Source organism: Enterococcus sp. AZ077 (assembly GCF_051714965.1).
In the GTDB taxonomy this organism is placed as follows: Bacteria; Bacillota; Bacilli; order Lactobacillales; family Enterococcaceae; genus Enterococcus_B; species Enterococcus_B hirae.
This window is the reverse complement of the sequence record NZ_JBIOSX010000001.1, coordinates 350,001-363,749: the sequence shown is the minus strand read 5'-3', so window position 1 is coordinate 363,749 and position 13,749 is coordinate 350,001. Positions and strand designations below refer to the sequence as shown.

Below are 13,749 nucleotides of genomic sequence, written 5' to 3'. Positions count from 1 at the left end.
AGTGCATTCATACATTTTTTTGTATAAATACAAAACTAGCGAATAAAAGATTAAAAAACAATGGATATGCTCATAAATCTCACTATTTCAATCATACAATCTAGTGAAAGCAACTGCTCCATCAAATAAAAATACGTTTGGTTGCGATCATTCCATCGAAACCAAACGTATTTTTTAATTTAATCCTTCGTTGTAAAAAGGAGAGCTATTCCTTTGTTCATCAGAAAATTCATGCTTAAATTGATTTTATTTAAACCACATACCCAAAGTAAACGGCTAAAAACATCAATGATGCACCTAACATCACAAATAAGTGCCAAATAACATGTGTGAATCTCTTACTTTTCATGCTATAAAAAATTGAGCCGATCGAGTAAGCTAACCCACCAGCGACCAATAAAAGTAAACCGGTCAAATTGATGTTTTGATAAAGTTTTGGTAAAACAATCACGATTCCCCAGCCCATCACATTATAAATAATCGTTGATACTTTAGAAACCTGACTGGCTTTCGCTAAAGTCAAACACTTGTAAATGATCCCGATAACTGCTGTTGCCCAGATTACACTAAGTAATAGTACACCAGAAAGTCCCTGAACGATTAACAGGCAAAAAGGCGTATAGGTCCCGGCAATCAGTAAATAGATCGAACAATGATCGAATATTTGAAACACTTTTTTTGCTTTTGTAAAAATCAAGCTATGGAACAACGTAGAACTGAAAAAAAGCAAAAACAGCGAACTGCCATAAATGATAAACGCAACATAATCGAGGGTTGAATGAGCTTGTTCCATCAGCAAGTCAAAACAAATGAGACTTAAAAACGCTGCAATCCCATGGGTGACGGCATTCAACACTTCATTCACTATTTGATACTTCCGACTAAATTCTACTTCCATTTTTGTATTTCCTCCAATCATTGATGCCTTCTTCTTATAAACCTATTATATACTGTTTGTAAGACTTTTACATCTAGTTTTCAAAACTATATTAAAACTTAATGTTTAAAATAGCAAATGAAACACACTATCCCGACCACTAGCAATCCAATCAATACGAATCCAAGAATCAAAAGAGATCGTTTTTTTTGGCTATCGATTTTCTTGACTTCTTTTTCAATGTCTTGATCTTCATAGGGAATACGGTGTCCTCGTACCAGCAACCGGTGACTATTGACCATATAAGGGGTACACGTTAATAATGTAACTAAATCCTGCCCTTTTTCAATCATCAGATCATCAAGATCTGTAGGCTCAATAATTTTGATTTGATCCACTTGATACGCTAATTTACCATTCTGACTTTCGATAAAAAACAAATCGTTTTTCTCTAGTTGATCTAAATCCGTAAATAGTTTGCCTTTGGGTAATCCACGATGACTAGAAAGAACGGCATGAGTACTTTCACCCCCAACTGGATAAGAGGTTCCTGCCAATAAAGAGGCACCTTTTTCCAGAAAAAAAGAAGTCGTTTGGTCAAAAATCGGTAGTCGCACATTGATTTTCGGGATTGATAACACACCAATGGTATGTTTTTGGAACGTTGATTGTGTTACCTTCTCCGGTTCTTCTTCGGCGAATGGGTCAGAGCCTGGGGAAGAATTACTTTTTGCAAGTTCTCGATTTTTTTCTAGATATTCTTGTTGGATTTTCTCTAACTCTTCTGTCTTTTGTTGTTGTGCTTGTTGTTGGTATTTTCTAATGATTTGCTGATCCAGGTAATCATTGATACGATCACTAACAAAAGGATACATAAAAATTACGATTCCTGTGATGAATAACAAGGTCATGAAACTATCCAAATATCGCCGCTTTTTGTTACTCATTGATCGTCATCCTTTTTTGACTAGTTTTTCCTTTTATTGATGGGATTTTTTTACTTTTACAAAATAACCAATTCCCATGATTAATAAGACTGTACCAATTGTTAGGTAAAGGTAAATCCCTTTGCCGCCTGTAGAAGGTAATGTTCCTTTATGCTTGTTTGGTACCTTTTCTGGTGAAATGACTTGTCCAGACAAATGATAAGATTGTTCATCGACTACAAATGAAAGGCGGTTAGTCAACTGTACATAATTTTCTGGTGCCTTGATTTCTTCTAAATAGTAGGTTCCATAAGCTAATCCAATGATGGTAATCAACCCATCTTTTTCAGTAGTAAAAACAGTCGCTTTTCCTTGCTCTTTCGTCCAATTAACGGCTTTCGTTTGAGGATCAATCAACAAATAGTTCGCCTCACTTGAATCTTGGTCTCGAACGACAAAGCTAGCACCTGCTAACGGTTGGTTTGTTGAAACCGCTCCATCAACTTTGATAAACTGCTTACCACCTGTAACTACTTCAACAGTTGGTGGTGTTTGGTCTTTCGTATAGTCGTTTTCTACATTTGCTTCATTTTGGTATCCTGTAGTTGGATTTGCTTGGTCATTCAAATACATATAATAAATAAATTTCAATGTTCCTCCAGGCGTCAAAGAAGGAATGTACGCTGGATCAACTGCCACCGTAAAGCCATTTTCTTGCTCAATCACTGTATAATGACTTGGATCGATTGTTGTTTCTCCATCGTAAAGTGCATAGCCATTGGCGCCATTGACTGCATGATGAAAAGTCAATGCTGCATCGTGTTGATCGATTAAATTGAATTTCGTGTATTTGTTCATTGAACCTTCTTTATCAGCAATTCCTTCGGGAAGATTGACCTTGATTTCATACTGGATCATTTCGCCAATTGCTACATCTTTGCCATTTAATTTTGGCGTACTTTTTTCAACTTTTGATGTATCATTTTTAATCGTTTTTTCGACAGGCGTTTGATTATTTTCGGTAATTTCAAATGCTGTTTTCGTTTGACTCTCAATCAATGCGGCGTTATCTGGTGCCTTCACTTCTTCCAAAAGGTAGTGGCCAACTTCTAACCCGTAAATTTCCATCTGACCTTTTTCACTGTTTTCTTCAATGAAGTCAGCTGTCCCGATATGATACGTTTTCCCAGTCAAAAAAGATTTAGCAGCGGTTTGATCAGTTGTCCAAGTATAAAGCCCGTCTTTCACACTATGAAGGTATTTTTTTACTGCTCCTTCGGTTTTTGAAATGTTAAAGACTGCGCCATTCAATGGTTCATTTTCGGCTGTCCCCACTTTTTTGACTTGCAATACCCCATTATTAGAAACAAGATTTTTAGGATATAAATGAATCGTGTCTAATTCTTCTGTACCATACTGATAAGAGCCGTCTGGTTGTTTGATCATTTCATAAACAGGAAAAGACAATACCATATTGCCAGCTGAGACTACCCCTGCTTTCGGTTCTTCTTTGATGACATAAACCGCATCTTTTCCATTTTGAGATTTTGGCAATTCCAGTGTTACGCTTCCTTGTGCATCTGTCGTTCCCGACGTGATTGGTTCTCCAGGAGTCAGCTCTTGAACTGCTTGTTGTGCTTCTTCGACTGATTTACCATTATTTCGTTGTTCATAAAATTGATTCGTTACATTATAAACAGTAAATGATACATCTCCTAGACCTTGATATTGGTCAAACTCTGTCATCTCTTTCCCACTGTTTTGAATAACATTGGGGAAAGAAAGTGCTTTTTTCTTATGCAAGATCACTTGTGCAACTTCTTGATCGGTAGCTGCAAAGACAGGCGATTGCCCTACCCAGCTACCTAAAACAGCTGATAACACGAATAATATTCCCCAACAAATGTCGATTGCTTTCCACTCTTTTTTCATTTATTTTCACCTTTCTTTCTCCATTTCCACAGACTGATACTAACTAGTATTAGCCCAACGATGACATAAAACTGGCTATTTTTTTCATTTGTTTTAGGCAGCAAACCGAAATCTGCTTTACGATTCTTTACCTTCAAAGGATCCGCCTGTTGTCCGTTTTGCTGAAACGAATTTTTTTCAACTACAAAAGGAATTAGCTCTTCACTTTTGATATAACCTTTCGGTGACTGGACCTCTTCAAGGTAATAATTCCCGTAGGTCAACCCTCGAACTGAAAAATTCCCTGATTGGTCGGAAGTTAGTCGATACGCTCCTTCACTACTCATTCGCCAAGTAACGCCTTCCTTCGTTTGATGAAGGTATTTACCTCTTTGATTTCTTACTAGAAATACAGCGCCTTGTAGAGGACTTTGATTTCGACTATCAATTTTCAAAAAATGCTTTCCTCCCGTACGGATCGCAGTTGATCGTTGGAGGTACTCACGTTCTGTAGTGACCGTGACGTTATTCTTCAATTCCTCGTCTGGAATTGCTGTCGCTGATACTTGCATCTGATAGGTAATCGAAAGTGGTTGTCCAACCATTTTTTGGAGTGTCTCTTTAGCCAATGTCAATTCAAAGCCATTTTGATGAGAAACCATCTTATACCCGGAATGTATTTCTTGTCCGCCAATTTTGAGTTTCCATGTATCAGGTAAGAAGAGCAAATGATCATCAGCTTCATCAATGAGTTGATAGCTTTGACAGTCAGAAACAATGGTATCTACTGTATAAGTGACGATTTCACCAAACGAAACACTGGAATCTCCTTGGATCTTTTTTTCCAAAAAAGAAAGTGGAGTCGTTTCTTCGTTCTTAGGATATAAATGAATCGTCTTCAATTCTTGACCTTGCTCATTATTAATTGGGAGTACCACAACTAAATTGGCTGATTTTTCTTTGACGTTTACTGGCGTCTTCGTTTCTTGAAAAAGATACACTTGATCTCTTCCTTGTGCATCTTGCTTTGGTAATTGAAATTGAGCGATACCAGCTTCGTTACCAACGGTTTTGGTGATTTGTTCTGTTACAAACGTTCCGATCTCTTGTCCCTTTTTTGCTAATTGTTGTTGCGCTGTTGTGCCATCGATCCCTTGTTCTCTCAATTGATAGAAAGAAGCTGTGACATCATAAACCGAAAAACTCACCTCATTTAGCCCCTGAGCTTCTTGGAAGAATACTTGCTCTTCACCCGTATTTTTTTGTGGATCAGGTAAATTCCCTTCCGTAAACAGAAGTTTATGCAAGATAATCTGTACCTGCTCATTCGAAGATTGGTTCGGGATATTTTGAGCCGCACTTCTTTGCGATCCAATCGTCAACAACAGCGGAATGAGGAACAAGATATACCAGATTCTTTTTTTCATTACGCCACGCCCTTTCTTTGTTTTTTGAAAAAGGCAACGAAACATGTGCTGCTTATCGCAAGGAAACCAGCTAAATAGAACCAGATACGACCCATTCCGCCAGTCTCAGGTAAAGGAACTTTGACTTGATTGGTAATCGTTAACGTAATTTGATTATTTTCGTCTCCAGCTACTAATCCACTTTCTTGTTTGGACCCATCCACGGTCACTGTTCCATCTTCCTTCACCACGATCAAGACTGGCTTTTTCAATCCTTGATACCCATCTGGTGTTTTGGTTTCCGTTAACGTGTAAGAACCAGGTTGAAGGTTTTCAAATGTAAATGTATCCGTTGATTCACCTGCTTGAGGTAGTTCGACACTTGACCCTTCTCCCTCTAGTTTAAAGCTAGCCCCTTTTAATGATTGCCCGTTATCTTGTTTTTTATAGACCGTAAGATTAAAAGGTTTGAGATGGTTTTGATGCTGTAATGTCCACTGCGGATCTACCTCAACATTTTCATGTTCATAGTGGATCGTGCCATATTGATCAATCGTCCATTCATAATTCCCAGCAATCGTATCATAGCCAACGGGTCCTTTCGTCTCTACCATTCGATATTCTCCTGGTTCCTCTACTGTAAATTGAGCCAGTCCCGTTAGTTCCGATACTTTTGTCGCTACTGTTCGATAACTATCAGCAGCATCTTTTTTCTGTAATTCAAAAGTAGCACCTGCTAAGTGGACTTTTTCTGACCCATGAAGCGTATATTTGTGAATCGCCAAAGGAATTTTTTTGAAAGGATTTTCGATCGTTAGAAGAATCGCCTGTTCCTCGATTTTTGCGGATTGTCCGTCGATCGTTACCTTTCCTTCGGCTGATACCGCAATCTTCCAGGTGTTTTTTTGAGCAAGTTCATGTCCGTCTGGTGCCTGTACCTCTGTAAGCGTATAGGTTTCCCCTTTCATTAATCGAACATCAGCAGGCAAGTGATAACTGCCATCTTTGTTATCGATCAAGCGGATCGTTTTAGATTGACCAGTTAATTCGAAAACTGCTCCTACAAGGTTTTTTGCTCCAGATGAAGAATGTTTGGTGATGTTCAAATCAAATGGTGTAAACTTTTTAGTATTTTTCCAAGTCGTATCGTTGACTTTAGCAGCCTCATAACCTTCAACGGTCATTTCGTTACTTGCTTGATAGTTAAACGCTTGTCCTTGGTTATTAAATTTTGGCAACATCATGTTTTCATGATAGTCAGCGCCATTACTTGCTGAGAGTAACTTGATGTCTTCACGTCTCCAAGTTCCCTCGGTATCATTAGTTGGTTTATTTAACTGGATAAATCCAGTTTTCCAACTATTTTTATCTGTTGTTGGCGTTCGTTTTATTTCATAAGTGATTTGATCTGGTCGTAGGCTAGTATCATGATCATATTCTTCCCATTCTTTTGCGAAAGACAATGTTACGCCTGGTGCTTTTGCGGAAGGAACGCCAAATTCAACAATTGTTGAAGCATCCGCCGTCGGTTGCAAGGTTGTTTTTTCATTCATTTGGTACCATACATCGGGTTTAAACGTTTTACTTTCAGTTTGGATTCGTACCTGATAATGGATTTGGATTTCCTGATCTTTCCCTAAATATAGTTGATTGCTTTGGATCGTTGAACCAGAAATACCAATCGTAGGCATTACTGCGACAGCATTTTTCCCTACATCTTTGATCGTGAGGGTATTTTCTTCGTAAACAAAGGGTTGAGCAATCGGATCAATCACTTTTCCATTACTGATGGTTCCAGCAATATGGACCGCTTTTTTCGCTAAATAATCAGAAATATCTGTGGCACGATCAGCCGATTCGTAATAGAATTGACCAGATTCATCCGTTGATACCATTTTCTTCATATTTGTTTCCACATCAGCTTTTGATAAGCCCGCTGGAATATCTGATTGCAATTGGATTCCTAAGCCATGGATCTTGATTCCTCGTTCTTTCAATGCTAATGCTTCGCCAATCGTCGCTATAAACGTACTCCGAATTTGCTTCTCTCGATTGTTTTGATCTGGAACATCGTAATATCTACTTAAAAGAGAAGTATTTCCGGCTCCTTCTCGTACATCGCTAAATTCAGTTCCATAATAACTACCATCTTGTTCTGTAAACACTTTGTTCACATGATAGGAGTAGGTTGGCACACCATCCGTTAATAACACAATCACTTTTTCATGATTATTTTGTTCAGCCAACATCTCACCAGCTTCTCTCAACGCTTTTTGAGTAAAGGTTCCCCCTTGTGTCGTTGAAGGAGTGATCGCTTTAATCTGATTTTTTACAGAATTGAATGAACTTAGTGGGATTGAACCGTTGTTATAACCCACACTAGAATACCCAATATAGCCAAGATTGATTTTTTCAGCTATACCACTATGGTCAAGGGTATCTACAAAACTATTGACCCCTCGTTTCACTTCTGCCAAACGATTGTCTTCATTCATACTGCCTGACCAATCAACTACTAATACAACGTCTACAGGTGAAAACTCTTTTTGAACGTTCCCACGTACATTTAAAAAAACATCGTATAATCCTGGTGTAGCCGTTTCTCGTGCATATTTACGAATAGCATAAGAGGATTCTTCTCCTGTTCCCCCGTATTCAATATAAGAATTTGACCGATTAGATGGGTCGCCATTCCATGACGTCACACCATCCCACTGACCATTTTGATTTCCTTGATGATTGAGAACCGTTTCGTTTCCTGTCGGCTGCCACGCTGCTTGTGGGTAGACGCCAGTAGAATCGTTGGTATAATTTGGTACGATAGGTGTGACAATTTGTTTATTATTTCCAGCAGAAAAGAGAGCGGGAAACTCAAACGGACGTACAACCTCTTCTTTTGTCTCTTCTTCAAGATCTTGTTCCTTTTCTTGCTGTTCTTCATTTCCTCTTTCTGTTGATCCCTTTGTGTCTGCTTCGTTAGATTTAGTCGATTGCTCCGTTGTTTCCAGCGAAGTTTCCTTATTACTTTGTTGCTCTAATGTATTATTTTCCAGAAACTTAAATGATTCCTTCACAATCGGCGTGAGTGCTTTTCCTTGCTCATTTTCTGCCGTTTGTTGTTCCACTAAAACTTCTACGTCAACTGACTGATTCTGCTTGATGCCTGCAAAAATCCACTTCTCGTGATACTCTTGCTTGAAAAATTGGCTAGTTGTGAGCCATTTTCCACTAGTTTCATTAAGGTATTCCGTATATTCAGTTGTTGGAATTGGTAGAAGCATTTCTTTTGTTTCTGAATCAATAACCCGTACCAAGTATCTATGTCCTTGGTCATTCTCAGAAAGCCCTAATTCGATGGTCAATTGTTCCGCAGATTGATGAGCTTGGACTTGGCCATATTCATTAGCCATTATTTCCATAGTAGCCTCATTACTTGCTTCGACAAGTTTCCTATTCTGAAAGAAAAAATTGAGTACAACAATGATTCCTAAAGACCCTAACAAAAAGAATAATTGTTTCTTTCTCATAGATATCCTCCTTAAAAATTATTTAAAATTCAGTTAGATAATATAAAAAAAGAGAAAAAACCTCTATTTTTTCTCTTTTTATTCTCATTCAATTTTTAAGTGGATTTTTTAGTTATATTAAATCTATAGAAGATATGTAAATAAGAAATATATCTATAAATGTTCTGTTATTTTTATATAATGATGTAGTTTATATTTTCAAAATAACCGATCGAATAGACTTGGATTTGAAATACTGACTTTATTTTCATTTCTACAATTATTGAAAAAATATAAAAATCTGAGATACATATTTACAAGATGATAAAGATGAGTTAATAATAATAATACTAAATTAGAAAAGATGGTGATTTATTGATCGAGCAATTATTGTTAGATGATCATTCGCGAGGAAAATTAGCTGTTTATGGTCAACTATTGACGTTATCTCCAGGAGAGCACTTGATCGATAACCTAAGAGAAAACTTAGAAACAACAATCAGTATGGTTAAACTAAAAAAAATCCTTGTTTCTATTCAAGAAGACTTGGAAAAGATAAGTAATAAACAATTATTAACGGCTAAAAATAAGTTGATCATTCGTGAAAGAATGATCCATTACAATCAATATCAAAATTTTTTAACCACACAAAGTATCCCTTATCAGTTATTGCTTAGTATCATCAAGAAGCAAGATGAAGATCTTGCTTCTTTTTGTCAACGCAACTATATTAGCCGTTCCACTTGTTTTCGCCAAACCAAAAAATTAGCGCAGTATTTTAAAGACTATCATATCACTTTGAACTTAACGAACTTAACACTAACAGGTTCGGAAATGCTGATCCGGATTATGTTTTTTAACTTTTTTTGGTTTGTTTCATTAGGTGAAAGTCTAGATGATCTCTATTTTAGCGATGATTTAAAAGCACTATTTGAGTTATACGAAGCGGAACACCTGAAAGATAAATATGCAATCGGCAAGAAGCAAGCTATGCTCCATTGTAAAATCAATCTTTTACGAATTAAAGAGGGTCATTTCACTGATATTTATGAATTAACTCCCACTTCTTTTATCCCTAGTGGAACAGATCTTGAATTTTTTTATGATTTCTTTCAACTTGCTAATTTGAAGCTCGATATTTTAGAAATCAATTCCCTTTTTTATTTGTTCTATTATTGGCCTTTTCTAAATTCCAAATCAGATGTCCAATTACCAATCGTTGAACATTCTTATCTGCAGGCGAACAACCATTTAAAAAAAGTCTTGGAAGAGTTTGAAACGCATTGTCAAAAATATATTAGTAATTTCAACTTTCATGAAGAGCCTTCCCTTCATGCGAATATCTACCTTTCATTGTTGAATTTTACTGTATTCAAACAAAAAATCCCTTTAACAACCTTTTTTATTTCTACGTATATCCAAAAGAAATATCCTATGATCCAAATTTTAGCTACTAAAATCGAAAGTTATTGGAAAAAAATTGCGAATCGTAAAAACTTCCTTTGGTTAAAAAATTGTAGTAGTGAATTAGCTTTCATCCAAGCTTGTTTACTTTATCCGTATTATACCAAGCTGGAAGAAGACTATAAATTGAAAGTTGGCTTTATCAACGTTTCAGAATACTTAATCACTTATGAGATATTTAATCTAGGTGAAAAGATTCCTTTTATCGAGATTGAAAAAGCCCATCTGCCACTCACGAAACAGTATGATTTTTATATTATTGGTTCACCCTTGCTTATTCCTCCAGAGCTAGACCCAGCAAAATATGCGGTCATTGATTTTTGTCGTTACAATGATTTTGAAACGGCATTGTATCAACGACTTTCACATGCCCACCATGAAAAATTAAAAAAACAGCTATAAATAAAGGCTTTTGCTCAAGTATCCTACTGGATCTTGAACAAAAGCCTTTATTGTTATTTTGATGCACGTTTTACGTATGTGCCTTCTGTTGTATTGATTTCAAGTAGTTCATCTGTTTCGATGAAGTCTGGAACGTTAACGACTAAACCTGTTTCCATTGTAGCTGGTTTACCAGAACCTGTCACGGTTGCTCCTTTAATTGAAGGTTGTGTTTCAACAACACGCAAAACAACCGTTGTTGGAAGTTGAACACCAATCACTTCGCTGCCGAAGAATTGAATTTTTACTTCCATATTTTCTAAAATATATTTCATTTCTTCTTCTACAGTCTCTACTGGAATTTCATATTGTTCATATGTTTCAAGATCCATAAAGAATGCTGTGTCGTCCATTGTATATAAATATTGTACTGGTTTCGTATCAATATGTGCTTTTTCAAACTTTTCTTCTGGTCGGAAAGTTGTGTCATATGTTGCTCCTGAACGAACATCTTTTAGTTTCATACGCATCACAGTGTTTCCTTTACCAGGTTTGTGGTGGCTTGCGTCTAAAACTTTAATTAATTTACCGTCTTGAACAAATGTCATACCGGCTCTTAAATCACTTGCTGAGATCATTATCTTTGCTCCTTCTTAACTTAATCATAATCAACTTTATTGTATCAGACAACCGCTTAGAAAACTAGGGAATTATCTATTTTTAAGTTTTACTCTTTGACTTTCTCGTTTAATCATGCTATTTTTAATGAAATTCATTTTTTGGAGGGACTTCACATGACAAACAGCAAATCAAAACAAATGAATATTTGTTGTTGTATGGTGCATAAAAGCAGCATACGATTTGTCATGTCTATTAATAGCCCTTCATAAATTGGTATTGCCTTCTTCCGTTTTCCAATACTTATTTCATGATTTTTTCAAGGAGCTGATTTAATAGTCAGCTCCTTTTTATATTCTATTTTTTTAGGAGGGAATTATGATCATTACAACAATCACCGAAGCAATTGGATCCACCCCGTTTTTTAAATTTACTGCTAAAGATTATCCTATGCCCCAACATTCAGCTATTTATGCGAAATTAGAGTATTTGAACCCCGGCGGAAGTATCAAAGATCGACTCGGTCATTATCTGATCCAACAAGGGATTCAAACCGGACAGATCACAAAAGAGACAACAATTATTGAACCTACTGCTGGTAATACTGGAATTGGTTTAGCATTAACTGCTTTAAGTTATTCTATCAAAACAATTTTTGTCGTTCCTGAAAAATTCAGTATGGAAAAACAACAAGTGATGAAAGCATTAGGCGCAACAATCATCCATACACCAAGTGAACTGGGCATCGTTGGTGCGATTGAAAAAAGTAAAGAATTAGCAAAAACTATTCCTCACAGCTTTCTACCAATGCAATTTGAGAATTGGGCAAATCCCATGGCCTATTATCAGACGATTGGTCCAGAAATCAGTCAAGAACTTACAGAACCAATCACTAGCTTTGTAGCGGGGATTGGTAGTGGCGGTACGTTTGCGGGCACCGCTAAATATTTAAAGGAACAAAATGCAGACATTCGTTTAATTGGTGTCGAACCAGAAGGCTCAATTTTGAATGGTGGTACTGCTCATAGTCACAAGATCGAGGGAATTGGCGTTGAATTTACCCCACCATTTCTTTCTGGAATCACCATAGATGGTTTTGAAACGATTTCTGATCAAGAAGGCTTTGCTTACACGAAGCAACTAGCCAAGCAACAAGGAATACTAGTTGGCAGTTCTAGCGGCGCTGCTTTTGCGGCAGCCTTACATGAAGTCCAACGATTACCTTTAGGAAGTTCAGTGGTAACTATTTTCCCAGATGGAGCAGACCGTTATTTGTCAAAAGGAATCTATTCATAAAAACAAATAGTCGTTTTGTCCGAAATCCAGATATAAAAAATTAGGAGGAACAAATAATGCATATTCAAACAAAACTAATACACGGCGGAATCAGTGAAGACCCTACTACTGGAGCAGTTAGTGTTCCGATCTATCAAACATCCACTTATCGACAAAATAGCGTGGGAAATCCCAAGCAATATGAATATTCTCGTTCTGGGAATCCCACACGTTTTGCCCTTGAAGAATTGATTGCTGAGTTGGAAGGTGGAATCAAAGGATTTGCTTTTGCCTCTGGTTTAGCCGGTATTCATGCAGTCTTCTCTCTTTTTCAATCAGGAGACCACATTTTATTAGGCGATGATGTTTATGGTGGTACTTTTCGACTCTTTGATCAAGTCCTAACCAAAAGTGGTCTGGAATATACAATTGTCGATACGAGTGATTTGGCACAAGTAGAGCAAGCCATTCAACCCAATACAAAAGCACTTTATTTAGAAACACCAAGTAACCCGTTATTAAAAATCACTGATCTCCAAAAAAATAGTCAACTAGCAAAAAAACACCAACTGATAACAATCGTTGATAATACTTTTGCCACTCCTTATTTCCAGAGACCACTTGACTTAGGGGCAGATATCGTCTTACACAGCGGGACAAAATATCTCGGAGGACACAGTGATCTCGTTGCAGGTTTGGTTACTACAAATAATGAAACCTTAGCGGATGCTATCGGCTATTATCAAAATGCCATTGGCGGTGTATTAGGGCCACAAGACAGCTGGCTACTTCAAAGAGGAATCAAAACATTAAGTGTACGAATGGCAGAACATCAAAAAAATGCTTTTGCGGTCGCACACTTCTTAAAAGAACGCCCTGAAGTTGAACAAGTCTTTTATCCTGGTTTGGTCACTCATAAAAATCATGAAATTGCGCAAGCACAAATGAGTGGTTATAGTGGCATGGTTTCTTTTACACTAAAAAATGAACAGGCTGCGATTCCTTTCGTTGAATCTCTCCGATTGTTTATTTTGGCAGAAAGCTTAGGTGGTGTGGAAAGTTTAGTCGAACTTCCCGCAGTGATGACTCATGCTTCCGTTCCTAAAGAAAAAAGGGAAAAAGCAGGTATCAAAGATGGATTGATCCGCTTATCCGTGGGAATTGAGTATGAGGATGATCTTATTGAAGATTTAACTCAAGCATTTCAGCAATTAAAAGAAAATTAGCGAATGAAAGAAAAGATAAATTTCATTTCAGATTGCTACACCTACAAAGCAATAAGTGTTAGAATCTAATTGGAAGCACTGTGTTTATCGAAGTTTCTTCTAGTAGATGTGTACTTGATTCCGATAAACAAAAATGATTACCAATAGTTAGGAGCCTTA

9 protein-coding genes are annotated in these 13,749 nt (G+C 36.9%); 3 read left to right on the top strand and 6 right to left on the bottom strand.

Annotation, left to right across the window (positions count from 1 at the left end; all coding sequences use genetic code 11):
* Positions 1-250 precede the first annotated feature (250 nt).
* The 5 genes from trhA to IGL28_RS01610 all read right to left on the bottom strand — a co-directional run bounded on the left by trhA (position 251) and on the right by IGL28_RS01610 (position 8,647).
* Entirely contained in the window at positions 251-898 is a 648-nt protein-coding gene (trhA, locus tag IGL28_RS01630) for a PAQR family membrane homeostasis protein TrhA (RefSeq protein WP_025480259.1), read from the bottom strand.
* A gap of 98 nt (positions 899-996) precedes the next feature.
* On the bottom strand, positions 997-1,824 hold the full coding sequence (locus IGL28_RS01625) for a class C sortase (RefSeq protein ID WP_081127642.1): 828 nt from the start codon (positions 1,822-1,824) through the stop codon (positions 997-999).
* A gap of 33 nt (positions 1,825-1,857) precedes the next feature.
* On the bottom strand, positions 1,858-3,735 hold the full coding sequence (locus IGL28_RS01620; protein ID WP_081127640.1) for a SpaH/EbpB family LPXTG-anchored major pilin: 1,878 nt from the start codon (positions 3,733-3,735) through the stop codon (positions 1,858-1,860).
* Positions 3,732-5,141, bottom strand: a complete 1,410-nt coding sequence (locus IGL28_RS01615) for a SpaH/EbpB family LPXTG-anchored major pilin (protein ID WP_081127639.1) — start codon at positions 5,139-5,141, stop codon at positions 3,732-3,734. The genes IGL28_RS01620 and IGL28_RS01615 overlap by 4 nt, the downstream gene beginning before the upstream one ends.
* Positions 5,141-8,647, bottom strand: coding sequence for a vWA domain-containing protein (locus tag IGL28_RS01610; RefSeq protein WP_081127637.1), 3,507 nt, complete (start codon positions 8,645-8,647; stop codon positions 5,141-5,143). Before IGL28_RS01610 ends, IGL28_RS01615 begins: the two co-directional genes overlap by 1 nt.
* A gap of 354 nt (positions 8,648-9,001) precedes the next feature.
* Between IGL28_RS01610 and IGL28_RS01605 the strand changes: the two genes are divergently transcribed.
* On the top strand, positions 9,002-10,492 hold the full coding sequence (locus IGL28_RS01605) for a helix-turn-helix domain-containing protein (RefSeq protein ID WP_081123472.1): 1,491 nt from the start codon (positions 9,002-9,004) through the stop codon (positions 10,490-10,492).
* Between the two features lie 53 nt (positions 10,493-10,545).
* Here IGL28_RS01605 and efp read toward each other — a convergent pair whose 3' ends face one another.
* Positions 10,546-11,109 carry an elongation factor P gene (gene efp, locus IGL28_RS01600; RefSeq protein WP_010720208.1) on the bottom strand — a complete coding sequence of 188 codons (564 nt, stop codon included), beginning with the start codon at positions 11,107-11,109 and terminating at the stop codon, positions 10,546-10,548.
* A 358-nt stretch (positions 11,110-11,467) separates the two neighbouring features.
* Here efp and IGL28_RS01595 point away from each other — a divergent pair, with 358 nt between their 5' ends.
* Positions 11,468-12,385, top strand: coding sequence for a PLP-dependent cysteine synthase family protein (locus IGL28_RS01595; protein ID WP_081127636.1), 918 nt, complete (start codon positions 11,468-11,470; stop codon positions 12,383-12,385).
* A 56-nt stretch (positions 12,386-12,441) separates the two neighbouring features.
* Entirely contained in the window at positions 12,442-13,590 is a 1,149-nt protein-coding gene (locus tag IGL28_RS01590) for a cystathionine gamma-synthase (protein WP_081127634.1), read from the top strand.
* Positions 13,591-13,749 lie beyond the last annotated feature (159 nt).